The sequence below is a fragment of the Flavisolibacter nicotianae genome (genome assembly GCF_003628535.1).
Classification (GTDB): Bacteria; Bacteroidota; Bacteroidia; order Chitinophagales; family Chitinophagaceae; genus Flavisolibacter; species Flavisolibacter nicotianae.
On the sequence record NZ_RBCI01000001.1, the window covers coordinates 786,197 to 809,160 of the forward strand.

Annotated in this window: 23 protein-coding genes; 15 read left to right on the top strand and 8 right to left on the bottom strand. The window is 50.5% G+C overall.

Translation table 11 applies throughout. From position 1 onward, the window contains the following. Positions 1-195: 195 nt before the first annotated feature. On the top strand, positions 196-1,089 hold the full coding sequence (locus tag D6024_RS03435) for a polysaccharide deacetylase family protein (protein WP_162944504.1): 894 nt from the start codon (positions 196-198) through the stop codon (positions 1,087-1,089). A gap of 272 nt (positions 1,090-1,361) precedes the next feature. Here D6024_RS03435 and D6024_RS03440 read toward each other — a convergent pair whose 3' ends face one another. Next, positions 1,362-2,807, bottom strand: coding sequence for a M48 family metalloprotease (locus tag D6024_RS03440; protein WP_121352972.1), 1,446 nt, complete (start codon positions 2,805-2,807; stop codon positions 1,362-1,364). A 398-nt stretch (positions 2,808-3,205) separates the two neighbouring features. Between D6024_RS03440 and D6024_RS03445 the strand changes: the two genes are divergently transcribed. After that, positions 3,206-3,460: a hypothetical protein gene (locus tag D6024_RS03445; protein ID WP_121352974.1), complete on the top strand. Its 255-nt coding sequence runs from the start codon at positions 3,206-3,208 to the stop codon at positions 3,458-3,460. A gap of 235 nt (positions 3,461-3,695) precedes the next feature. After that, the gene (locus tag D6024_RS03450; RefSeq protein WP_121352976.1) at positions 3,696-4,973 is read left to right on the top strand and encodes a metallophosphoesterase family protein; all 1,278 of its coding nucleotides are present in this window, start codon (positions 3,696-3,698) and stop codon (positions 4,971-4,973) included. A gap of 206 nt (positions 4,974-5,179) precedes the next feature. On the opposite strand, the gene D6024_RS03455 is transcribed toward D6024_RS03450, so the two are convergent. From D6024_RS03455 to D6024_RS03470, 4 genes are all read right to left on the bottom strand, one after another. Then, the gene (locus D6024_RS03455; protein ID WP_121352978.1) at positions 5,180-6,001 is read right to left on the bottom strand and encodes a hypothetical protein; all 822 of its coding nucleotides are present in this window, start codon (positions 5,999-6,001) and stop codon (positions 5,180-5,182) included. A gap of 67 nt (positions 6,002-6,068) precedes the next feature. Next, positions 6,069-6,884, bottom strand: coding sequence for a caspase family protein (locus D6024_RS03460; protein WP_121352980.1), 816 nt, complete (start codon positions 6,882-6,884; stop codon positions 6,069-6,071). A 51-nt stretch (positions 6,885-6,935) separates the two neighbouring features. Beyond that, positions 6,936-7,202, bottom strand: coding sequence for a hypothetical protein (locus tag D6024_RS03465; RefSeq protein ID WP_121352982.1), 267 nt, complete (start codon positions 7,200-7,202; stop codon positions 6,936-6,938). Positions 7,203-7,671: 469 nt separating this feature from the next. After that, the gene (locus D6024_RS03470; protein ID WP_121352984.1) at positions 7,672-7,920 is read right to left on the bottom strand and encodes a response regulator transcription factor; all 249 of its coding nucleotides are present in this window, start codon (positions 7,918-7,920) and stop codon (positions 7,672-7,674) included. A 171-nt stretch (positions 7,921-8,091) separates the two neighbouring features. Here D6024_RS03470 and D6024_RS03475 point away from each other — a divergent pair, with 171 nt between their 5' ends. From D6024_RS03475 to D6024_RS03525, 11 genes are all read left to right on the top strand, one after another. Continuing rightward, complete coding sequence (locus tag D6024_RS03475; RefSeq protein ID WP_121352986.1) at positions 8,092-8,316, top strand: hypothetical protein; 225 nt, start codon at positions 8,092-8,094, stop codon at positions 8,314-8,316. Between the two features lie 52 nt (positions 8,317-8,368). Next, entirely contained in the window at positions 8,369-9,064 is a 696-nt protein-coding gene (locus D6024_RS03480; protein ID WP_121352988.1) for a hypothetical protein, read from the top strand. Further along, the gene (locus D6024_RS03485) at positions 9,028-9,810 is read left to right on the top strand and encodes a sensor histidine kinase (RefSeq protein WP_121352990.1); all 783 of its coding nucleotides are present in this window, start codon (positions 9,028-9,030) and stop codon (positions 9,808-9,810) included. Before D6024_RS03480 ends, D6024_RS03485 begins: the two co-directional genes overlap by 37 nt. Next, the gene (locus D6024_RS03490) at positions 9,807-10,460 is read left to right on the top strand and encodes a response regulator transcription factor (protein ID WP_121352992.1); all 654 of its coding nucleotides are present in this window, start codon (positions 9,807-9,809) and stop codon (positions 10,458-10,460) included. Before D6024_RS03485 ends, D6024_RS03490 begins: the two co-directional genes overlap by 4 nt. A 42-nt stretch (positions 10,461-10,502) precedes the next feature. Continuing rightward, positions 10,503-10,940 carry a nucleoside deaminase gene (locus D6024_RS03495; protein WP_121352994.1) on the top strand — a complete coding sequence of 146 codons (438 nt, stop codon included), beginning with the start codon at positions 10,503-10,505 and terminating at the stop codon, positions 10,938-10,940. 281 nt (positions 10,941-11,221) lie between these two features. Further along, complete coding sequence (locus D6024_RS03500) at positions 11,222-11,416, top strand: hypothetical protein (protein WP_162944505.1); 195 nt, start codon at positions 11,222-11,224, stop codon at positions 11,414-11,416. Continuing rightward, entirely contained in the window at positions 11,417-12,166 is a 750-nt protein-coding gene (locus D6024_RS03505; RefSeq protein WP_121352998.1) for a DeoR/GlpR family DNA-binding transcription regulator, read from the top strand. Positions 12,167-12,233: 67 nt separating this feature from the next. After that, positions 12,234-15,392: a SusC/RagA family TonB-linked outer membrane protein gene (locus tag D6024_RS03510; protein WP_121352999.1), complete on the top strand. Its 3,159-nt coding sequence runs from the start codon at positions 12,234-12,236 to the stop codon at positions 15,390-15,392. An 18-nt stretch (positions 15,393-15,410) separates the two neighbouring features. Further along, entirely contained in the window at positions 15,411-17,450 is a 2,040-nt protein-coding gene (locus D6024_RS03515; RefSeq protein ID WP_121353001.1) for a SusD/RagB family nutrient-binding outer membrane lipoprotein, read from the top strand. 263 nt (positions 17,451-17,713) lie between these two features. Continuing rightward, the gene (locus D6024_RS03520) at positions 17,714-18,322 is read left to right on the top strand and encodes a superoxide dismutase (protein WP_121353003.1); all 609 of its coding nucleotides are present in this window, start codon (positions 17,714-17,716) and stop codon (positions 18,320-18,322) included. Positions 18,323-18,418: 96 nt separating this feature from the next. Then, complete coding sequence (locus D6024_RS03525) at positions 18,419-19,021, top strand: hypothetical protein (RefSeq protein ID WP_121353005.1); 603 nt, start codon at positions 18,419-18,421, stop codon at positions 19,019-19,021. A gap of 156 nt (positions 19,022-19,177) precedes the next feature. On the opposite strand, the gene D6024_RS03530 is transcribed toward D6024_RS03525, so the two are convergent. Beyond that, entirely contained in the window at positions 19,178-20,404 is a 1,227-nt protein-coding gene (locus tag D6024_RS03530) for a glycoside hydrolase family 10 protein (protein WP_121353007.1), read from the bottom strand. Positions 20,405-20,542: 138 nt separating this feature from the next. Beyond that, the gene (locus tag D6024_RS03535) at positions 20,543-21,007 is read right to left on the bottom strand and encodes a MarR family winged helix-turn-helix transcriptional regulator (RefSeq protein WP_121353009.1); all 465 of its coding nucleotides are present in this window, start codon (positions 21,005-21,007) and stop codon (positions 20,543-20,545) included. A gap of 134 nt (positions 21,008-21,141) precedes the next feature. Between D6024_RS03535 and D6024_RS03540 the strand changes: the two genes are divergently transcribed. Continuing rightward, the gene (locus D6024_RS03540) at positions 21,142-21,576 is read left to right on the top strand and encodes a hypothetical protein (protein ID WP_121353011.1); all 435 of its coding nucleotides are present in this window, start codon (positions 21,142-21,144) and stop codon (positions 21,574-21,576) included. 5 nt (positions 21,577-21,581) lie between these two features. Here the strand turns inward: D6024_RS03540 and D6024_RS03545 are convergent, their stop codons facing one another. After that, positions 21,582-22,607, bottom strand: coding sequence for a radical SAM/SPASM domain-containing protein (locus tag D6024_RS03545; RefSeq protein ID WP_121353013.1), 1,026 nt, complete (start codon positions 22,605-22,607; stop codon positions 21,582-21,584). Positions 22,608-22,964 lie beyond the last annotated feature (357 nt).

Below are 22,964 nucleotides of genomic sequence, written 5' to 3' on the forward strand. Positions count from 1 at the left end.
GGAAGATAAATCTTCTGGAAAGAATAACGTTATCCGTCACGCATAAAAACGCAAAAGCCCCAGCACCCGGGATCATTTCAGGCACCGCTCCTGTTTTTGAAATTTGTCCTTTCACTTCTTACAAAATATTTAACCAAACCGATTTGCAAAACCCTTCCTGCTGATTCTACATTCAACCATAAATTTTCTTTTTATATGGAAACCTCCGATGAGGAGGGAGACAGTGCCTCCCTCCTTTCCAAAGCCGCACTGATTTTTGCCGTTCTTCTTCCCTTTGCGATTTACAAACCACACCACTCTTTCCGGGCTTTTTCCGTTGCCGCTTCACCACCGCCAGGCAGGGTCATTGCGCCGGTGGCTGAACGCAAACCGCCAAAGATGGCACGGAAAAAGAAAAAGCTCTACATCACCTTCGACGATGGGCCCAACAAAGGCACACGAAACGTGCTGCACATTGTCAAAGACGAAGGGGTGCCGGTGTCTTTTTTCGTCGTTGGCGAACACGTATTTGCCTCCCGCACCCAGGGCGCTCTTTGGGACAGCCTGAAGGCAATGCCGCAGGTGGCCCTGTGCAACCACAGTTTTTGCCATGCTCATGGCCGTTATGCCGCGTATTACGAGAAACCAGATTCCGTGGTCAGCGATTTCAAACGAACACGGGACAGCCTGCAGCTCACCAACCCCATTGCCCGCACGCCGGGCCGCAATATCTGGCGGATCGATTCGCTGCAGTTCACCGATCTGAAAAAAAGTACCGCTGCGGCCGACTCGCTGCAAAAGGCCGGCTTTGTGCTGATGGGATGGGACATGGAATGGCAGTTCGATCCAAAGACCATGAGCGTGACCTCGCCAGCCGAATCGATGGTGGCCCAAATTGATTCTGTTTTCAAACGGGGCCGCACAAAAAAGAGGGACCATCTTGTACTGCTGGCCCACGACCAGGTATACCAGAAGAGCGAGGACTCTTTCCAGTTGCGGCAGTTTTTTCAACTGCTGAAAAAGAAGGACGATTACGAGTTTACGCTGGTAAGCCAGTATCCCGGCACCGACAGGCAACGGGATACGATGAGCACCGGTTCCGTGCAGTAATGCGGAACTACTGTCTCATGGGAAGGGTGTTATTCAATGACAGATGACGGGTGGCGGCAGGGAACATCACACCAGACCACCATCAAGAAGTCCTGCTGCTTTTGTGAGACGTGAAAAGTGAAACGTGAAAACGCAGTGAACGTCAAACGAAAAGACTCTTCGGTTTAACGTTTGACGTTTCGCGTTTCCTCATAGCATGATGGAAGTTGGACATACAGCAAAAAAGCGGCTTCCTTCCGGAAGCCGCCTGCTATTCCAATTAAAGCTGTTTTTTATTCACCGATTGTTTTTACCAGGGTACCCTGCGACACACGATCGGTCAGGTTCATGCCGTTGAGGATCGCCAGTTCATTCAGCCGCGCCTGCGGCATGTTGAAGCTGCGCAGGACCTGCTCCAGCGTGCCGGCCGTGGTCACGGTTTTCAGCCGGATCTTCTCGGGCTTGCGGTTTAGCTTCGAAGCGTCCGTCAGTGACCGGAAGCTTTGCATGCTGTTGAGAAAATACTGCGAGTAACTGCTATAGTTTGCCGCCGTTGTTACACCGATCATGTGGTAAATCGTGCCGTTGTATTGAACGAAAGCCGACAGCGTTCGGATCACGCCACCGTTCTGCTGCTGCGCCTGTCCTTCCACCAGCAAGGCGGGTAGGCTATTGATGGTTGTTTCCCTGGAGTTAACCACCTGCAACTGGTACTGCTGCATGGTGGTGCTGGCCGCCTGCTGCAGGTTGGATCCCTGCGCAAGTGTAAAAATCATGAGTGCACTTCCGTCCTTCGGTGCCATCTGTACCTGTTGCGGCGTGTTCTGGTATTGCCAGCCTGTTGGAATGGCAAACTGGAAGCGCAGCTCGGGGTGATAAAAAACCGAAGATTCCACAAACCCTTCCCGCGGATCTTCACCGTAGACGATTCCTTCGATCAGGCGCAGGTAGGTATCGCGGTTCACCTTGGGGTTGGTAAGACCGGTTTTTTGTTTCCATTCGGTTGCCAGCTGGGCAACGGTTTGGTTGCGTTCGCCGGGATCGGGGTGGGTGGATAAAAGATTGGGAACGGGTTCGGCACCGCTTTGCTCGCCCTGCCGTTTCAACGTGTTGAAAAAATCGGCCATCTGCGTCGCGTCGTAACCGGCTTTGGTGGAGTATTCCACGCCGAGACGGTCGGCCTCGCGTTCGTCGTCGCGGCTGTTTTTCAGGAGCAGCAGGCCCAGGCCTTGCGACGCGGCATTGGCAATCTGCCCGAACTGCGGCGAAAGAATGACACCGGCCAGGATACCTACCTGCCCGAGCATTTGGTTGCGCTGCTGGATCACGCTATGCCGGGCAGCAATGTGTCCGAGCTCGTGTCCCAGCACACCTTCAAACTGGGCTTCGTTGTTGAAATGCGCCATGATGCCGCGGGTAAAATATACGTAGCCCGGGATAGCAAAGGCATTAATGACATTGGAATTCAAAACCCGGAATTCGTACTGGATATTGGGCCGGTGCGAAAGGGCAGCCAGTTGAAGTCCTTTCTGGCGCATGTAGCGTTGAATGGCCGAATCGGGATAAAGCCCGAATTGCGAAACCACCTGGGGATCGGCTTCCTTGCCCATCGCAATCTCCTGTGCTTCGGACATGGTCACGATCTGGCTTTTGCCGGTTACAGGATTACGGGCACACTGCTGGAAAAGAAGCGATGATGTGGCAAGGCCCATCGCCAGCACAAAATGTTTTGTTGTCATTGATACAGTCTTTGAAAGCTAGCTATGCAATGCGAGTGCCATTGGGCAAAAGAAAAGGGCAGCCCAAGACCTGCCCTTTTCGCGATTATCCACCTTATCCAATACACACAAAAAACACAAACTTTCGTCGGAAGTACGGAGGTTGAAAAAAACAGGATCGCTTGCCTCTTTCCTTTTTCTCTCCCTGCTTTTTTCACAACCGCAACCTTTCTATTCTTTCCAAAACCAATGCCAGTCTGTATTCTACGCTTTGCAATCGGCCTGGACCAAAGCTCTTGTGTAGACGTCTATTACCGTTTTGTGTAATGTCTTGCACAGGCAAGCCTGGGATGTTTAACTCCCCTGTTTGGATGCAGAGGGTATTCCTTTTGCCGCCTTTAGTTTTCTCAATCCCGGTTATGACGTTGCAACAATTCCGCGCTGTATCCTGTTCTTCGCAGGAGAGGCTGGTGAAGAGAAAAGGGGTGTTTCTGATGGAGCGCAAATCATTGGGTGTTGCCGTTCTTCTTTTCCAGTTGGATGGCTTTTACGTTGAAGTGTTTTACAACACGGCCACGGCCACTGTCAGCTTTATCAAAAGCTTCAATGACATGGATGGCATCGAAGCCTACCTGACCAACATCGACATTTCGGAACTGCTGGCGATTTTGTAGTGCCCGCAGCATTCCGCTACCCTTCACATTGCGGCAAACCTTGCTTCGTTCCAAGTGCCGCATGCAGTAAATCTTATTTTCAATCCTACGCAAAGTTTAGTAGCTTCCTTTACCAAAGATCCCTGCCGTCAACGCCTCAATCGGCATCGTTGCATTACCGGCGCTGGCGGCGCTCCCTGTTGAAACAACTGCCCTATACAAACGCTGTCGGTCTTCTTTTACAAAACGTTTATTTATGGAACAAAAAGATCTGATCGGCTTAAGCCGTTCGCCGCTGGTCAATAAACTGCATGCGATCAAAGAAAGCATTACCAAACCGGCGCCGGGTCACAACATGCATGGTTACATGCCGCAAAACAAGCTGGCCTGGATCTGGCAAAACCTGCTTCACCTGGGCAACAGCCGCTATCCCTACCAAACCTACAAGGATCCCCGGCAAAACAACGGCATCTTTACCATGCCCGATGATCCCGAGATTTCCGTGGCCCTCCTGTCCGACTGGGCATCAGACACACCCGAGTCCTGTAACGTGGCTTCGCTGTGTGACAGCACGAAACGGGACTTCACCATTCACCTTGGCGATACGTATTACGTGGGCAACGAAAAAGAGATCGACTGCAATTTCAACAGCACCTTTGGCGCTCCCTGGCCCTATGGCAAGCGGGGAAGCTTTGCCCTGCTGGGCAACCACGAAATGTACTCCAGCGGCAAGTCTTATTTTACCCAGCTTTTACCCTATATGACCATGAGCGAGAACGGAGAGGTGCGACAACAGGAAGCGCCCTTTTTCTGCCTTGAAAATGCACATTGGCGCATCATCGGCCTGGACACGGGCTACTACTCGCTGAAAGGGTTTTTGGGTGTCCGCGCCAACCCCGATCTCGAACTCCACAAAGAACAGGTCAAATGGCTACGCGACATCGTGCAGCCGGGCAGGGACAACCGCGGCCTGATCCTGCTTTCGCACCACCAGGCATTTTCGGCCTTCGACAAGGAAGAATACCCACAACCGGCCCGCCAGTTTGCCGAACTGCTGCCGGCCGGCCGCAACGTCTTGTGGTTTTGGGGACACGAACACCGCCTCTCGCTCTATGGCGAAAACGACATCAGCAACGGCCTGAAGGTGTTTGCCCGCTGCATGGGCCACGGCGGTATGCCGGTACCCATCGGCGAGGAACCAGGGACTCATAAATCGCTTCGCAACATCGTGGTGTTTGACCGGCGCGAACGGAAACAGATCGACGGTTTTCCGGTTGGCTACAACGGTTACGTGGTGTTGCGGCTGAAAGGCCCTGAACTCACCATCGACTATTACGACGACAACGACAACAACGACCTGAAACAGGAGCGAAAAATCCTCGAAGAAAAATGGCGCTGCAACAACGGCGAGCTGCAGGGTGTTGCCATTACAGACTTCACCGCCAATGCACCCAAGAAGCTGACGCCGTTGCAGGACCTGGAACGGGCCCTGGCCAAATCACCGGCACTGGCACCACCGCCGGTGGTTCCCTAGATCTTCGGGATCGTGAAGGAATAACGGCTTTGCGCAGCAGAAAACAACCGGCCATGACGGGGAGAAGGCTAAAGACAAACGGTGTGACTGCACAAATGAGACAACCAGGGTTGTTTTACACAAAGACGGCAGTGTTGTTTTTTTAGAATACCTGATTGGGATAAAAAATGCCCATGCAGAACAGTCGCTTCTGCATGGGCAACCTTTTACAGTGGATACATGTCGACCAGCACTTCTTCCACCTCCGTGGCCGCCAGTGCCCGCTTCGCCCCTTTTTTCGGTGCGGCGCCTCTTGCCGAACGCGGTGCTTCTTTTGCCGCGTTGCGAACAACCATTTGAAAATCGAAGTCGACATTCCGGGTGGCATAACTAAGCTGGGAAACACCCGGCGTATCGAAATCGCCGTGCAAGGTGGTGTAGCTGTTGATCACGGTGCCCAGCGGCTTGTCTTCCACCTTGCCGAGGTAGGTCCCGACCACGCCGGCAACCTGCGTGATCACATCCGTCACCATCCCGATTTGGGTGGCGTCTTTGGCCAGCTTTTTCAATGTTCCGATCAGCGACTGGTAATTTTCGTCGCCTTTTACTTTGGTTAAGATCTCTCCTACGTCGCGCAGGTCTTTTTTGCTTTTGACCACCGAACACATGGTGTGGATCTGGCTTGGTGGCTTGTCGTTGCCGTTTTGGCTTTGCCAGTAAAAAATGGTTTTGTTGATGGGCAGGTTTTCGCGGTCGCCGATGCGCTGGAAGCCTTTCAGGTCGATGTTGCCGGCCAACTGGTTGTCCACATCACTCACCACGATGGTGAGGCAATACAGCCGGGCAAAACCGGGAAACGGAAATACCGCCGGTGTGCCGTTGTCTTTAATGAACGGGGGCAGCATGCGCAGTTCAATGCCGGTTACATCGGCCGAGGTGGGCATGCGCTCCGGCAACTTTCCATCCCGGGAAAGCACTTTGAGTTTTTTGATAAACGCGGCGTGGTTGGACTGAAAGGTGACGGAAGGATCGGTAAAATCAAGTTTCATAAAAAAAGATTTGTGTGCCTACTCTTTGTTCCCGTTTTCGGCATCCCGGCTATACAACATTGTTTCATCAGGAAAAAACCTTCCACTTCTTCATGCTGGCAGCGCCAAAGAGATTGGGCGTTTGGGCATAGTCTTCCGAAGGAAGCTTTTTGCTGATCTCTGCGAACCAGTCGGTATAGGTGGCAGATGCCTTTAGCTTTTTCAGGGTCTGCAGGGCAACATAGGAGAAGGCGCCGTTGGCTTTGTTGGCAAATTCTGCATCGAAGCTTACCTGCTGGTCCTGGCAGCCGGCCATCAGCAGTCCGGCATAACGCCCCGGGGGCGAGGCAGACCGGAAAGCCCTTGTGTTGGTTGTGCCGAATTTTTTCAGTTCCGATTCCGGCAAAAAAGTTTCCGGTGGAAGGAATCGCATCTTCCGCACAGGGCCATCCGTACCCAGGAGTGGTCCTACTCTTGACACGGTACCGGAGTGACAGGAATCGGAAATGATCAGCAGCTTGCAGTCTTTGTCCCGCAACGAATAAAGAGCAAAGAGCTCATCGTCGGTAATGAAATTGGGTTTGCCGTTTACCACGATGTCGTAGGGGCAAATGCATTCGTCTTTGCCATCCGGTTCATCGCCATTTTCGTCGGGCACATAAGAGCCGTGCCCGGAATACTGGACCACCACCGAGTCGCCTTTTTCCGTTTTGGACAAAAGGCTTTTAAGTTCTTTAAGGATGTTGTTGCGGGTGGCTTTGTCGTTGAGCAGTTTTTTAACCGTGAAGCCTTTTTGGGTCAATACATCGGCCCAGTCGTTCACATCGTTGACACAACCATTCAGGTCATTGTTGGTACCGGGATAATCGTTGATCCCGATGCAAAGTGCGGTTTTCTTTGGCATGCAGTAACGTTGAAAGGTGAAGAAGAAAGGAGCCCTGCAGGCTCCCGGTTGTTATCGCGGACACAGGGTGTCCAGGGCAGACATGAGCAGCTTGATGCCCTCTTTTGCCTTCGCAGGAATAAAAGGAATGCGCAGGATGATGTCGAGGAAAGGACGAACCTTTGCATACACACCGCAAACATCCACTCCTCTTGCCACAGCGCCACCCCTGGTTTGAAGTTTGGAAAAATCGGCGCGGTTGGCCGCTTTGTGCAATTCGTTCAGGGAGTCGATAAACTCGGTTGAAACATCGCCGGCAGCTTTTTTTGCTTTCGCCATAACGCAGAATTTAAAGGATAATGCCTACTCTTTGTTCCCGTTTTCAGCATCCCGGGTTATGCGTGGTTACGCAGTGCAACAAATGAGGGTAAAGACGTCAGCGTGTGTATTTCGCAGGGAGAGAATGGTATGACGACAAATATGTAAACATATCCTTTCAATGTCAAGTGTTGCCGCGATATTTTTCAGGAAGTAGGGTATACAAAACGGTGTGCAGGGAACGGGAAGACTCTTCCGCCTTCAGCCAGCCCTGTACCCACCCTGCAGATGGCAGGTGCTAAGGAACACTGTAGCTTACCAGAGGGATGACTGAAAACAGTCGCATAAAAAAAACAGCCTTCACCAGGATTGGCTCAGGCTGTCAATGGTACTTACGGTAAGGGCGACTATGTGGCAGAGAAGACATGAGAAAAATTTTGGAAAAACAAACCGGAAGAAAGCCACACTTCCTCCCGGTTGCCGTCAGCACTTAGTTTCGGTTGTTGAAAAGTGAGGCAATCAGCCATTTTGTTTTGTTCAGTGCTTCAATTTTGTTGTGCACGTCCAGTTTGCGGTAGATGTTCTTGGTGTGTTTGGTTACCGTTTGCGTACTGATGTGCAGGGAGGAGGCAATTTCCTTGTTGGACTTGCCTTGCGACATCATGTGCAGGATTTCTGTTTCACGGCGGGTGATGGTTGCGGCTCCGGTTGGCAGAACAGAAAGTAAAGACTGGTTCATGGCTTTGATTGACTACCCCAAAATTGGTATTTCGCAGGGCGAAAGTCAAGGGTGTTTTCACGGTTTTCCGTACCGTTTTTTCACGGTGGAGACTCCGTAAAAAATTCCCCTAGCAGTTCGCTTATGCCGCATCTTTGTATCTTGCAGGCTACTCATCTTTAAACTCTGTTTATGGCAAACAATCTTGAATTCATCTTCCGGACCGAAGACATGAAAAAGCTGCTGGAGCTGAACACCGACTTTATCGTGGTTCATTCCTTCCTTGAAAACGTGACGCTGAATGACGGAAAAGAGGCTGGTGCCCTTCGCGTTTATGCCAGGGCCGTAAACAAGGGAAAAGTGGATGCCGTTGACTCCATTGAAGGTTGTCCCAATCCGCCGTGCAACACCCAATAATGAACGCTTCGCACGACGCTATTGAATTTCTTTTTTGAATCAACCAGCACAGATGGCGACCATCCTGCGAAACCTGCTTGTCAATTACCTGGAGCCGCTGGCCTACCTGCTTTATTTGGTAGCCGTCTGGTTTTATGGACGAAAGAAGGACGATACCCGACTGCGTCCCTTACGCCTGTATTATTTCCTGGCATTTGGCCTGATGATAACAGCGAGCCTGCTGATTGAATTCGATAGGAGTACGACCCTGTATTATCATATCCATGCATTTTTTACCATCTGGTTTCTCGGTCTTTATTTCAGGGGCCTGTTGAATAGCCGGTTTCAAAAAAATACAGTTCTTGCACTGATTCTTGCCACTACTGTGTACATGGTTGTCAAAACCCTGGTGCTGAAAGAAACCCGGTTGTTTGACTCCATTGGCTACAGCATGATTTCCGCATTCGTGGTGCTGTTTGTTTTCCTGTATTTTCACCAGGAGCTGCGGAATGTAAAGGATAAAAACATTTTGGACGACATCAACTTCTGGCTTTCTTCGGGCTTCCTGATTTATTTTCTGGGCAGCTTCATTATCTTTCTCACTTATCATTATTTTACCCTTCAAATTCTGGCAACCTATACGCAGGCGGAGCGGGACGTGCTGACAAACTTGTGGGGATTGCACAACTGCCTGCTTTTTGTGGGTGCACTTTCGCTGCTGGGAGGAAGTTTATGGATCATTTATCGGAACAAGTCGGCATTATCGTAATTGGCTCCGCCTTTTTTTTGTTGGTGGCCATCGGCATCATCCTTCTTGTTTTTGTGTACCAGAAAAAACAAGCCCGGTATCTCCAGGAAAAGGCCGCCCTGAAAGCTGCCTTTGAAAAAGAACTGCTGGAGGCACAACTGGACATGCAGGAACTGACGCTGAAAAACATTGCCCAGGAAATTCACGACAACATCGGCCAGACCCTCAGCCTGGCAAAGCTGAACCTCAATACCATCAACCCCGAAAAAGCGGCTGCTCTTCCCGAAAAACTGGCCAACACCAAAGAGCTGGTGAGCAAGGCCATTACCGACTTGCGCACCCTGTCGAAAACCCTGCACAACGAGGCCGTGCTCTCGCTTGGCCTGGCGGAAGCCATCGAACTGGAATTGCGCCTGATTGAAAAGGCCGGCGTCTTTCAAACGGCGCTCAACATAAACGGGTCGCCGGCTTCGCTCGACCCGCAGAAAGAGCTGATCCTTTTCCGCGCCGTGCAGGAAGCCCTCAACAATGCTATCAAGCATTCCGGGGCCAGCCGCATCGATGTGAACCTCCGGTATACCGAAGCCGAGTTGCAGGTGGCGGTCAAAGACAACGGGAAAGGATTTCGTACCGACGTGGCGGGGCAGGGCTCGGGCATGCGCAACATGCAAAACCGGGCACGGCTCATTGGCGGCCATTTCCGGGTGAGCAGCGGCGAGACTGCAGGAACAGAAATCCGGTTGAACCTCCCTATTATTGCGGCATGAAAGCATCCATCGCCTTAGTAGACGACCATGTGCTGCTCCGTAACGGGCTGGCCAACCTGCTGCGGGATCTCGACTATACCATCTGCTTTGAAGCCGGCAACGGCGAGCAAATGATCCGGCACCTGTCGGCGAACCCCTTGCCACAGGTGGTGCTGATGGACATCAACATGCCGGTGATGGATGGCCTGGCCGCCACGCAATGGCTGAAACAACACCATCCCGATATCAAAGTGCTGGCGCTTTCCATGCTCGACGATGAAGGCATCATCATCAAAATGATTAAGAACGGCGCAAAGGGTTATGTGTTGAAAGACTGCGAGCCGGATGAATTGCAAACGGCCATTCAAAATGTGCTGAACAAAGGCTTTTATCATTCCGAACTGGTAAGCAGCAAGCTGATTCATGCCCTGTCGAAGGAAGACAGCGACAGCGGTGCCGGGCAACCGAAACTGCAGCTCAACGAAAAAGAGCTGGAATTTTTGAAATGGGTCTGCACCGATCTTTCGTACAAGGAAATTGCCGACAAAATGCACGTCAGTCCCCGCACCGTGGACGGCTACCGCGATGCCCTGCACGAAAAACTGGAAGTAAAAAGCCGGGTGGGCATGGCCATCTTCGCCATCAAGAACGGGATTGTACTGCTCGGCTAAAGCCACCTGCGCTGCCTTTACTCCACCACCTACCTTTGCCCGATGAACGACGACTATTTCATGCAACAGGCCCTGCGCCAGGCGCAAACGGCATTTGATGCCGACGAGGTTCCGGTGGGCTCGGTGATCGTCATTGACAACAAGATCATCTCCCGCGGTTACAACCAGGTGGAACTGCTAGCCGACCCGACTGCACATGCTGAAATGATTGCCCTGACCTCCGCCTTCAACTACCTAGGAAGCAAATACCTGCCCGAGGCAACGCTTTATGTGACAGTAGAACCCTGCCTGATGTGTGCCGGCGCCCTGTACTGGAGCAAAATCGGCCGCATTGTCTACGGCGCTTCCGACGAAAAGAACGGCTACCTGCACATCACCAAAGAAACATGGCCCTTTCACCCGAAAACAACCCTTTCACATGGTGTGCTGCACCAGGAGTGTGCCTCGCTGATGAAATCTTTTTTTCAACAAAGACGGTAACCCCAGTGAAAAGTCCCGGTAAAGTGCCCCCCTGTAATGGTGTAAAAAAATGGGGACGAAGAAGGCATCCCCACAAATGGTCAGAGCCGGCTTTTGCAAGGCTTTCCAAAGCAAGGATTCAATGCCCATGTTCAATAAACTGGCCTGGTAACCACTGACCCGGAAAACATCCCGCGACAGGAAGACAGGAACACGATGCACAAGGTTGCGTCCTAACCCCGCGTCAAAGAATCACAGGCAGGAGCATTTCACCTTTTTGCCAACGTTTAATTCTTTTGCGGTTGAGAACTAAAACGCTGGCCGGTTTAGCACATTCTGCGGCTGCCGTTGGCTTTGCAGCTTTTTTTGGAAAAGGGACAACAAATAGCAATCAACAATTATTTGTTGCGGTTTTTTTCCTCAACCCCGAACAAATACTTACTGTTTTTGCAGGTTTATGCATGTTTTTCCTTTATTTTGAACAACTCTGCTTTTGAATGCTTAAACGAGAAAGACACGCCTACATTCTCCACCAAATCAATCTGCGCAACAAGGTTTTGTCAGCAGACCTGAGTTTGGATATCAATGTATCTGATGATACCATCCGACGTGACTTGCATGAATTAGCAGAAGCAGGGAAACTGATCAAAGTTCATGGTGGCGCTTTGTCCACCGCCTTTCACAGTGGTCATTTAGCCAAACGGGATGTTTATTCTTACACACAAAAAAGAATGATCGCCCAAAAAGCAGCGTCCCTGATCCGGGACGGGATGTTTGTCCTCACCGGAGGAGGAACCACCATCATTGAAATGGCCAGGGCGCTTCCGCAACACCTGCATGCCACTTTTATCACCGGCAGCATACCGGTGATTTTTGAATACATGAACCATCCCACAATTGAAGTCATTGCGATTGGCGGAAAGGTGTCAAAGAATTCAAAGATTACGGTTGGCCTGGAAGCCATTTCCAGGATCAGGGGGATCAGGGCTGATCTTTGTTTTCTGGGGATCAATGCCATCAATCTTGAAAATGGCGTTTCGGACAATGATTGGGATGTTGTGCAAATCAAAAAAGCGATGGTCGAATCATCGCAAAAGCTGGTTTGTTTAACTATCGCTGAAAAAATAAACTCGCAACAACCCATACAGGTTTGCGAGCACGCAGACATTGATATATTAATTACAGAACGATCACCTGATGATCCACTGCTTAAACCTTACAAAGAAGCAGGAATTCAGGTGCTGTAGAATCCATTCCTGAAATCATTTTAACTACGCTTTTTTTGGACACGCTTAAGAATTTAAATCGCTAATTATGAGAAAATTACTACAGCTACTGACCCTCGTCCTGTTGCTGATCGTTTTGCTGCCGTGGCAGGGAATGGCACAGCAAAGAACGATTAGCGGCACCGTAAGAACAGAAAATCAAAATCCGTTAGAAGGAGCAACCATTACGATCAAAAACACGAGCCGGATTACACAAACAGGTGATAATGGTCGTTTCACTATCCAGGCGGCTACCGGCGAAACCCTGGTCATTACATCGGTCGGTTATGAACCACAGGAAGTGAAAGTAAACAATGGTTCCGCTGTTGCCGTCACCATGAAGGCCTCCGGCAACAACATGAACGAAGTGGTGGTTACGGCATTGGGTATCCGAAGGGAACGAAAGGCCCTGGGGTATTCGGTATCTGACCTGAATGCGCAGGAATTGATGAAAAATAAAAACACCAACGTCGTGAATTCGTTGGTCGGCAAAGTTCCGGGTGTAAATATCACGCAATTCAGCGGTTCGGCAGGTGCCGGAGCATCCATCACCATCCGTGGCGGTAATTCAACATCAGAAGGCAGGCAAAACCAACCGTTATTTGTAATTGATGGCATTATTTACGACAACTCCACTACGGTTACGGGCAACACCGGTACCGATGGCCTTTCCCGCAGTAATACAACGTACTCCAACCGGATCATGGATATCAACCCGGAGGACGTTGAAACCCTATCGGTATTAAAAGGCGCTGCTGCAGCGGCTTTATATGGCTCCCGTGCGGCTGACGGCGTTGTGATTATTACCACAAAGAAAGGAGCTGAAGGCAGGGTAACGGTCAATGTCAACAGTAAAATAAGCACCTCCTGGGCAAATAAATTACCGGAGGTTCAAACTGTCTTTGGTCCTGGGGTTTATTCCAGCAATGGCGTTTTAAACACGGCGAATACCTATAACTCATGGGGAGCAAAAATTCCTTCCGACAGTACGATCTATGACAACATCGGCAATTTCTTTCGTCACGGCCTTATCTACGACAATAACGTAAATGTATCGGGCGGTTCAAAGAACGGATCTTTCTATTTGTCCGGCTCCAATTTTAATCAAACCGGTATTGTACCCGGCACCGGTTATAAAAAAACAACGTTTCGGTTTAATGGCGAACAGAAATACGGACGGTTGACGTTAAACGCGAATGTTGCCTATTCCAATGCCAATACCGACAGAACATTGACGACGGCCGGGTTATATGGAAGCGGCGTGGGAAGTATGCAATCCCTGTATAGCTGGCCGGTAACATTCGATATCAAAAATTACCTCAATCCGGATGGGACACAACACCGGGTCTATGCCGGAACCCTTGCGTTGGAAAGTGATAGAGACAACCCTTACTGGATTATCAACCAGGATAATTTAACCTCGCAAACCCGGCGTTTCACCGGGGGAATTAACGCTAATTTTAAAATCACCAACTGGTGGGACATTACAGGACGTTTGGGTTACGACCAGTATGCTACCAATGACTATACGTTCATCGCTCCGGGTTCTGCCCTGGCTCCCCTGTATCAGAACGGGCGCCTGAGCAAAGACCTTTATGATTATACCTATATTACAACAACGGTAATGAGTAATTTTCATAAGACCTTTGGTGATTTTGATACGCACCTGATGATGGGGACCACTTCAGAAGATACAAAAATCGTCAGTCAAAATCATTGGGGATACGGCTTTACGATTCCCGGTACCATCAGCTTTAATAATATACCAACCACGAGTAAGTTTCTTTCAGATGGTACCACCAGGAAACGCTTGGTAGGAGCTTATGGGGAAGCCGGCGTATCGTATAAAGACCTTCTCTATCTCACCGCAACAGGACGCAATGACTGGTCATCCACGCTGCCTGTAGAGAACCAGTCTTATTTCTATCCTTCCATCAGCGGTTCGTTTGTATTTACACAATTGTTGCCTGCAAACACCCTTCTTTCTTTTGGTAAAATGCGGGCAAGCTGGGCGAGAGTCGGTAAAGACGCCAATGCCTATGCCACCAATACATACGTCAACCCTTCGATCAGCATTGGCTCTTACATCGGTGTTGGTAACCAGTGGGCTGCAGGTAATCCTAATTTGATCCCTGAAATTCAAAATTCCTGGGAAGTTGGAGGAGAGTTTCGATTCCTTAAAGGCCGCATCGGTTTGGACTATACGTACTACCATAGCCAAACAGAAAATCAAATCGGGCAACCACGTTTAGCCCAATCCGGCGGGTTTATTTTCAGTACCCTCAATTCCGGCTCGGTCATCAACAAGGGTATGGAAATCGCCCTATCGGGTAAACCGATCGTGCAAAAGAATTTCAGCTGGGACGTCATGCTGAACTTCTCTTACAACAAGGGCCGCTTGGGAGCTTTCATTCCGGGTGTTGCCTATTTTTACCCGACGGACGCTCAGTTCGGAACAGTGAAAGCAGCTTCCATTCCGAACGGCAGCTATTTCCTGGGCATGACGGGTCAATCGTATTATCGTGAACTTGACTCAAAAGGAAAAGAAATTTCAAACGGACGCTACCAGGTTGATCCGACAACAGGCTTCTATAAAATCAATGCGAATAACCCGGTTGTCGGGAACCGTGAACCGGATTTCCTCGGCGGGTTTAATAATACCTTGCGATACAAAAAGCTCACCCTGTCATTCCTTCTTGACCTTCGCAAAGGTGGAGATGTATTTAATGGTACTGAATATGCTTTGGTCGTAAACGGTTTAAGCAAACAGACCTTGCTGAATGACCGCCAGTCGGTAACCGTGACCGGGGTGAATAGCGTAACAGGCGCTGATTTTACACAAACCTACAATGCAAACCAGTCGTATACCGTCGGCAGCACAACCGTTTCAGGCTACGATATGATTCAACGGTATTGGGCAAACTACGCAGCCAACTCGTATAATTTTATTACGTCAGTCAATTGGTTAAAACTGCGTTCCCTCTCATTAACGTATGACTTCTCCGGTCTGGTGAAAAACCAAAAAGTTATTAAGGGTATTTCAGCAACAGCCGTGGGCACCAATTTGCTTACGTGGACCAACTACAAAGGAATGGATCCGGAAGTCAGCGCGGCAGGAGGAACAGGAGGCTCGGGCTCTACAGGTATCGATTATTTAGGCGTGCCTGCTGTAGCAAGTTTAACCTTCGGATTAAATGTCACATTTTAACCAGTAAAAAATTACATTATGAGAACGATAAAATATAGCATACTGGCCTGTCTACTTGTGATGGTGTCGGCTTCGTGCAAAAAGTGGTTGGATGTGAATACCGACCCGGATAATCCAAACAATCAAAGTGTATTGGTTCAAAACCGGTTGCCCTGGATCGAACATTTTTACCAGTACACGTCAGGGGTGACCAATTTTCGTACTTCGCTCCAGGCAGGCGTTTATTACACGACTTCCGCTGCCGGTAATACGTTTAGCACCACCTGGCAATGCTCCAACAGCAATTCGACAACACCCTATCAAACATGGTTTGTTTCGGTATCGTCCAATGTGGTTGACATGTATAAGACCGCCCAGAAACAAGGCGCTTATCATTATATGGCTGTGGCTGATGTATTCCATGCACTGGGTTTTATGGAAATGCTGGATTTGTATGGCGAGATGCCTTATACGGAGGCAGCAACAGGAAATCCGAGCCCCAAGCCGGATGACGGCAAAACCATTTACAATGGCTGTATGTCTAAGCTGAATGAAGCGATCAGCCTGTTCAGCAGAACACAGGATGCCGGATCGCCCCAGCTTGCTGCAGGCGATTTATGGAACAATGGAAATGTAGACAAATGGCTCAAACTGTGCTGGGGGTTAAAAGCCCGTTATATGCTGAAACTGTCGAAAAAAGCAGACCTGTTTAATGCAGATTCTATTTTGTATTGTTTGTCCAAAGGACCGCAATCGAATGCCGATAATACGGTCGGGCCAGGATTCAACAACAGTACGGTAACCGATTACCTGCTGGGCGATCCCGTAGTCACAAACGGCAACTTCGATTATGCAGCGTATGGCAGTACGAACCGTATTTCCCAGTTCCATTACAACCTGCTGACGAATATGCGCGGCTCCGGAGTGGTTGATCCGCGGATGACGAAAATTGTCCCGGCTTCTATGGCCAATGTTCGGTTGGATGGCAGCGGTAAGGTCGCATCTTACACCTGGAACCGTTCCATAGGTGTTGATTCGTACAATCCCCAGGATAAAAATGCCCCGTTAAGCCTGGCAAACCGGTTGGTAAAAGGTGGCCCTACTTCTATTCAAACGGCCAGTTATGCCGCTGCAGCGACACCGATAAAATATACCATCACCGATGCAACGGACCGTGCCAATTTCATTGCGGCACAGGATGCGGCCGGCCGTACATACACCACCAGCGGCAACGACGTAACCGTGACCTATAAGGCAGGTTCCATTTTTATCAACAGCACCAACTACCTCTATGCCGGCGACACGGTTTATGTAAACATGCGCAGCAGTGCCCTGGCTACATCAGGCATCGCCGCCCAGCCTGCAAATGATGTGAACTGGTATCCTTCAGCAGCAGCCTATAACGCAGGCGTTATTGGTTCGACAGGATCCTTCCAGGTTCGTCCTGTTTCCGACCAGGAGATTTTGACCTATCATGAAATGTGCTTTATAAAAGCCGAAGTGTACATGCGAAAAGGTGATGCCGCAAATGCCTACACTGCCTACAAGGCAGGTATCCAGGCCCACCTCGATATGATGCAGGCGAAGCTCACGCAATGGAAAGCCGGCGGGTTTAACAAAAATGCTGCTGGTGTTACCATACCTGATATGGAGCCGATGGATCAAACGGCTATCACCGATTATCTTTCGAGCAGTGCAGTTGCCCAGGGTGCCGGTACGTTGACAATGTCAGACATCATGCTGCAGAAATATATTGCCATGGGATGCAGCATTGAAAACTGGAACGATATGCGCCGGTTTAATTTCAGCGCAGGAAATGTCGGTAGCTTTGGCGTTGTTTACCCGGGTTATCAACGAGGTCCCTTATTCACAGGTCAGGCCCAGTTGACAGGTGGTTCTCCAACTGATGTCAAGTACTGGATGCGCCGCTGGGCTTTACCGCCAACCTATGAAATCAATTATAACTCTATCAATACACTGGCCTTGAATCCCCATGCCACTGATCCAAACATTTGGAGTATGCCAATCTGGTGGGATTGTGCAACTGATACTGAGTATTACGACTACCTCAAAAAATAAGCATCGCTCATAACGACCATGTCCTTTTCAAAAGGCCGCTCAAAAATTTTGAGCGGCCTTTTTCTTTTTGTGGATGACTTAAAAAAACAAAGCATGATAGAACCTATGTTCCCGCCAACTTTGCCAGCAGCAAGCCTTGCGTAAAAACCTTTTATGAATGAACGCCGATAGTTATTTCCCCTCGCTGATAAAAAAGCTGCAAAGAGCAATAACTTTGTAAGGCTCAGGACAAATATTATTGTAAAATTTAAATCGAAAAAGTTATGGCATTTACACTCCCGCCTCTTCCGTATGCACCCGATGCATTGGAACCGCACATTGACACCCAGACGATGCAAATACACCACGGCAAGCACCACCAGGCCTACGTGGACAACCTGAATAAAGCCATTGCCGGCACCGAGAACGAAAACAAAAGCCTGGAAGAACTGGTTCGCAGTGCGGGTTCCATTTCGCCGGCTGTTCGCAACAATGGTGGCGGTCACTGGAACCACTCTTTCTTCTGGGAAATTTTGGGACCTAACGCCGGCGGTCAACCCACAGGCGCCCTGGCCGATGCCATCAACAGTACGTTCGGCTCGTTCGATGCGCTGAAAGAAAAAGTCAACACTGCCGGTGCGACCCGTTTCGGAAGCGGCTGGGCCTGGCTGCTTGTTAAAGACGGTAAGCTGGAGGTAAGTTCCACACCCAACCAGGACAACCCGCTGATGGATGTAGCCGAAGTAAAAGGCACGCCGATCCTGGGAATTGACGTGTGGGAACATGCGTATTACCTGAAGTACCAGAACCGCCGCCCCGAATACCTTACCCATATCTGGAATGTAATTAACTGGAACAAGGTGAGCGAACATTTTGCAAAGGCTTCCAAGTAATCCTAAAAAAGGTTTAAATCGAAACCGTCCTGTAGCCAGGATGGTTTTTTTATGCCTGTTCAGCCTACATTTATCCATCCACCCAAATACCGGCTTATGAAATATTTTATTCCGCTTTTTCTCCTGCTTCATCTTGGCTTGCTGGCAACCGCACAAAACAAAAAACAACTTTCGCTCGACCTGGACAGGTCCTTTCATGGCACAGGCGATATGCAAGGCGCCGGCTTTGCCGTGGAATATGGAAGTTATCTTGGCAGGCGGATCGAACTTACCGCGGGCCTCGGCGCCAACCTTCACCACGCAGAAGAAAAGCTCCTGCTGACACAATGGGGACAAACGACCGACGCCTCGTACCGCATGGTCACCGGCGGCCTGCAGCTTCATGCACAGGCCAACCTGGCACCGCTGCGCACCCGGGTGCATGAACTGAAACTGGGCCTCGGGCCGGTGCTTCGTTACCAGTCGTCTTCCATGCCCAACGTGTATGGCATCACACGGGATCCCAATTATCCCGAACCCTTTTTCACGTTCCGTAACAACGAAGCGCAAAACCTCGTTACGCTTGGCTACCTGTGTTCCGTTTCGTACTCGTTTACGCTGCCACGCCAGTTCCTGATTGGCGCAAAGGCCAGTTTTCAAAACGATACAAACTCCGACGTAATTACCCAGTATGGCTTGCGAATCGGCAAGCGGTTTTGAGGTCGGCCGGCGCAACAATCGCTGGCAGGAAAAGGAGACCCTTCCCTGAGGGGATGCAGCCCTCAAGAAAAAGCCCCGATCACTCAACGTGATCGGGGCTTTTGGTATCGTGTAAATGCCTGTGTTTAGCCAAATCAAATGGGGATCAACGGGCCATTAGTTCCCTGAGACCATGCCTCCCGAAGGCCGTTTCGGCAGCCAGGGCATGGCAGGGATAGGAGCCTGTTCGCGGTAATAGGTTGTTCGCAGCAGGTCGTTCCAGCCAAAGGGGTTGCGGTCGAAGGTGGTGCTGCTGAAATAGATCTGTCCCTGTACGTTGGGCATGGCACGGGTAGAGTCAATCTGCCGCGGAAGCTGCGTACTGTCTCGCCAGGCGGCATTGCTTCCGGCGCGGTAAATGCCCAGGCCAATGTAACAGTTGCGGCCATAGGTATGCTCATTCCACCATTTCAGGATGGGCAGAAAAGGCGCGTTGGGCTGCGAGAACTCCCAGTAGATCTGCGGCGACACGTAATCGATCCAGCCGTTGCGCAGCCAGAGCAGCACATCGGCATAGAGGTCGTCGTAATTGGTTTGCCCGGCTTTTGTAGGGCTTCCCTCCGGGTCTTTGTCCTGGTTGCGCCACACGCCAAAGGGCGAGATGCCAAACTTCACCCATGGCTTGGTCTCGTGGATTACCGTGGAAAGCTTCAGGATGATGGAGTCGGTATTGCTGCGGCGCCAGTCTTCTTTGTTCATCCCGTTGCCGTACTTGCGGTAGGAAGCGGTATCGGGAAACTCCTTGCCGGCAATGCGATAAGGGTAAAAATAGTCGTCCATGTGAATGGCATCCACATCGTACCGGCTAACGATGTCTCTGATAACATCGACCACCCAGTGCTGCGCTTCTTTGTTACCCGGATCGAAATAGAGCGTGTTGCCGTAGCGCAAAAACCACTCTGGATGCAGGCGGGTGATGTGTGCCGGTGCAATGGAGGCCTTGCCGATGGCAAAATTGGCCCGGTAGGGATTGACCCAGGCGTGGTACTCCATGCCGCGTTTGTGCGTTTCGGCGATCGTGAAGGCCAGCGGATCGTAAAACGGCTCCGGCGGACGTCCCTGCGCACCGGTAAGCCACTGGCTCCAGGGCTCGTATGGCGAGGGGTAAAGGGCATCAGCGGCAGGACGCACCTGCACAATGGCGGCGTTCATGCCGTTTTGCTTGTGCATGTCCAACTGGCGAATAAACTCCGTTTTCTGGCTGTCAACATTCCATTGGTTTCGTTTGGGCCAGTCGATGTTGTCTACCGAGGCGATCCACACGCCGCGGAATTCAGCCTTTGGCTGGGCAAACGAAAACAAGGCAATCAATGCAAAGCTGAGGAGAGAGGTGGCTTTCTTCATAGTGTCTTGGTAAAAAGAATGAAGATAAGGAAACAGGTTTAGCCTGTAGCCTGTTAATGTCTATAAAAAGTTCAATGGCATGCCTGTGGCGGCAAACAGGGATAAAGGAGGGATTGAAAAACAGGGATGAGGAAACGGTTAGGTCGTTTCTTCACTGCCGCGAAGCTTATCGAGCAGGCGGCTCAGGATTTCGGCTTCTTCTTCCGAAACGCCGCTGGCGATCTGGTCCATCTCATCCTGCTGGGCATCCAGCTTTTTTAGCAGCTCCTGGCCTTTTGCGGTAATCACCACATCCACCAGGCGCTTGTCTTTGGGACAGGTGCTTTTTTGAACCAGGTCTTTTACGATCATTCGGTCCACAATCCGGCTGGTATCGCTCATCCGGTCCAGCATGCGCTCACGGATCTGCAGCGTGGAGAGCGGCTCGGGATGGGCACCCCGCAGGATGCGGAGGATGTTGTACTGCTGGTGGGTGATGTCTTCCTGCGCCAGGAAATGTTTGATCTTTTCGATCACCCATCCATAGGTGTACAGAAGGTTGATGATTGCCTTTTGGCGGTGGTTGCGGAAGGTTTGCTGGTGGATTTCTTTCTCAATGCCCATCGTACTGCGAATTAAATGGAATGAAACGGAACACTACAGTTCCCGAAGATAGGATATCCGACCGGGCAAAGTTTTTGTAACTACTTGTTGGTCTTCCCTGAATTGAACAGTCTCATCTTTTAAAATAAAAATGTATGAACTACAATTATGAACAGTCATTCCTGTCGAGAACGATTTTGACGAGTGTCTTGGTTGGCTTTGCAGCGACAGTCCTTTGCCTGGCGTACAACATTTTTTACCGCGAGAGCACGGGCTACCAGCCGGCCGATTTTATCAATGTCTCGTCGCTGATCTTTGCCGTCAACATTATCTTTTTTGTGATCGGTCTGATTTACTTCGTTCTTCTGCGCACGGTGAAAAAAGCCGATTTGGTGTTCACGGTGCTGTTTGCGCTGGTTACCATTCTTTGCGTGTGGCGTGCCAGCCAGGCAACGATGCAACACAACGCGTTGCTCTCTTCCGAGTTCAGGACATTGTTGACCGGTGTTATTGTGATCATGGGAATTGGCGCCTCGTTCTTTGTGCCGTATTTATTCCGTCATAAGAACCTAACCGATCGCATCCTGTAAGAGCCCTAGCCCCACACTTTCACGCCTTCGGAGCAGTTGGCGCAGATGTCGATGTTCTTGCGGCTTTGCAGCACCTGGCCGCGAAATTTTTTGTAGTCGGGATTTTGCCACAATTCTTTGAAAGGCATTTGCTGCAGGCTTCCGAGTTTGTGCTGTGCGTCCTTGTCGAAGCAGCAGGGCACCACGGTGCCGTCCCAGGTAATCACGGGATCGTGCCAGAGCCGCCAGCAGTGGTTGGCGTTGTTGCCCTTGAAAACGTTCCTGCCTTGCCTGTCTTTTTTGTAGCGGCTGTATTTGGTATTGAGCGGAATGAGTTTGTTCGGATCGTTTTCGTAGTCGTAAACCTGCGCCGTTTTCAGCCACACATCGTCTACGCCGATTTTTTTGGCGAGACGCTTTACGTCTTCGATCTGGTGCTCGTTGTGGCGCACCACCAAAAACTGGAAAATGATAAAGGGCGTGTTGCTCTTCAGTTCTTTTTTCCACTTCACGATGTTGGCTGCACCTTCGAGCACTTTGTTCAGGTTTCCGCCCACGCGGTATTGCTTATACGTTTCCTGCGTGGTGCCGTCGATGGAAATGATCAGGCGGTCCAGACCGCTTTCCACCGTTTTGCGTGCATTGGCCTCGGTGAGGTAATGGGCATTGGTCGAGGTGGCCGTGTAAATTTTTTTACCCGCCGCGTATTTTACCATCTCCAAAAAATCAGGGTTGAGATAAGGCTCACCCTGGAAGTAAAACACCAGGTACATGAGCTCACGGTGCAACTGGTCGATGGTGTCTTTAAAAAAATTCTTTTGCAGCATGCCGGTTGGCCGGGTAAAAGCCCGCAGGCCGCTGGGACATTCGGGGCAGCGAAGGTTGCACGAAGTGGTGGGCTCGAACGAAATGGAAACCGGGTAGCCCCATTGCACAGGTTTTTTGATCCATTTGCTGACCTGGTAACTGGCCAGCACTTTGAACGCATTGACGGCCCTTTTCAGCGTGAGCTTACGCAACAAGTTCAGACTATCGCTCCAGTTCCATTGCATGCGGCAAAGATAGGCGGCCCCCTCGATCCCCCAAGGAGGAAGTGGCGGCCCCACCTAACCTCCCCAACGGAGGAGGAACAGACGATATACCAAGGCCAGCTTCAGCAAGATGCATTTTCAGAGAGAAGGATGCCATCCCTTGGAGGGATGGCATCCTTCTCTGCTCCGTTGCATTCTGAACGTTGAAGGGTGCGACGCAACAGACGATGACAAGCGATGCTGTTGCTGGTAACATAAAAAGAAAAAGCCTGCATCATAAAGAACGGTGGGGGCTTTGTTGTATCGTGCAAAAGCGAGGGTTGTGTCCGGCCAGTTCCCCGTTGGGGGAGTGAGGGGGCTGCAATTCTTCCGCCGGAT

Bases quoted from the DNA above. Each gene is read 5' to 3' on its own strand.
- D6024_RS03435 (WP_162944504.1), top strand. From the start codon at position 196: ATGGAAACCTCCGATGAGGAGGGAGACAGTGCCTCCCTCCTTTCCAAA.
- D6024_RS03440 (WP_121352972.1), bottom strand. From the start codon at position 2,807: ATGACAACAAAACATTTTGTGCTGGCGATGGGCCTTGCCACATCATCG.
- D6024_RS03445 (WP_121352974.1), top strand. From the start codon at position 3,206: ATGACGTTGCAACAATTCCGCGCTGTATCCTGTTCTTCGCAGGAGAGG.
- D6024_RS03450 (WP_121352976.1), top strand. From the start codon at position 3,696: ATGGAACAAAAAGATCTGATCGGCTTAAGCCGTTCGCCGCTGGTCAAT.
- D6024_RS03455 (WP_121352978.1), bottom strand. From the start codon at position 6,001: ATGAAACTTGATTTTACCGATCCTTCCGTCACCTTTCAGTCCAACCAC.
- D6024_RS03460 (WP_121352980.1), bottom strand. From the start codon at position 6,884: ATGCCAAAGAAAACCGCACTTTGCATCGGGATCAACGATTATCCCGGT.
- D6024_RS03465 (WP_121352982.1), bottom strand. From the start codon at position 7,202: ATGGCGAAAGCAAAAAAAGCTGCCGGCGATGTTTCAACCGAGTTTATC.
- D6024_RS03470 (WP_121352984.1), bottom strand. From the start codon at position 7,920: ATGAACCAGTCTTTACTTTCTGTTCTGCCAACCGGAGCCGCAACCATC.
- D6024_RS03475 (WP_121352986.1), top strand. From the start codon at position 8,092: ATGGCAAACAATCTTGAATTCATCTTCCGGACCGAAGACATGAAAAAG.
- D6024_RS03480 (WP_121352988.1), top strand. From the start codon at position 8,369: ATGGCGACCATCCTGCGAAACCTGCTTGTCAATTACCTGGAGCCGCTG.
- D6024_RS03485 (WP_121352990.1), top strand. From the start codon at position 9,028: ATGGATCATTTATCGGAACAAGTCGGCATTATCGTAATTGGCTCCGCC.
- D6024_RS03490 (WP_121352992.1), top strand. From the start codon at position 9,807: ATGAAAGCATCCATCGCCTTAGTAGACGACCATGTGCTGCTCCGTAAC.
- D6024_RS03495 (WP_121352994.1), top strand. From the start codon at position 10,503: ATGAACGACGACTATTTCATGCAACAGGCCCTGCGCCAGGCGCAAACG.
- D6024_RS03505 (WP_121352998.1), top strand. From the start codon at position 11,417: ATGCTTAAACGAGAAAGACACGCCTACATTCTCCACCAAATCAATCTG.
- D6024_RS03510 (WP_121352999.1), top strand. From the start codon at position 12,234: ATGAGAAAATTACTACAGCTACTGACCCTCGTCCTGTTGCTGATCGTT.
- D6024_RS03515 (WP_121353001.1), top strand. From the start codon at position 15,411: ATGAGAACGATAAAATATAGCATACTGGCCTGTCTACTTGTGATGGTG.
- D6024_RS03520 (WP_121353003.1), top strand. From the start codon at position 17,714: ATGGCATTTACACTCCCGCCTCTTCCGTATGCACCCGATGCATTGGAA.
- D6024_RS03525 (WP_121353005.1), top strand. From the start codon at position 18,419: ATGAAATATTTTATTCCGCTTTTTCTCCTGCTTCATCTTGGCTTGCTG.
- D6024_RS03530 (WP_121353007.1), bottom strand. From the start codon at position 20,404: ATGAAGAAAGCCACCTCTCTCCTCAGCTTTGCATTGATTGCCTTGTTT.
- D6024_RS03535 (WP_121353009.1), bottom strand. From the start codon at position 21,007: ATGGGCATTGAGAAAGAAATCCACCAGCAAACCTTCCGCAACCACCGC.
- D6024_RS03540 (WP_121353011.1), top strand. From the start codon at position 21,142: ATGAACTACAATTATGAACAGTCATTCCTGTCGAGAACGATTTTGACG.
- D6024_RS03545 (WP_121353013.1), bottom strand. From the start codon at position 22,607: ATGCAATGGAACTGGAGCGATAGTCTGAACTTGTTGCGTAAGCTCACG.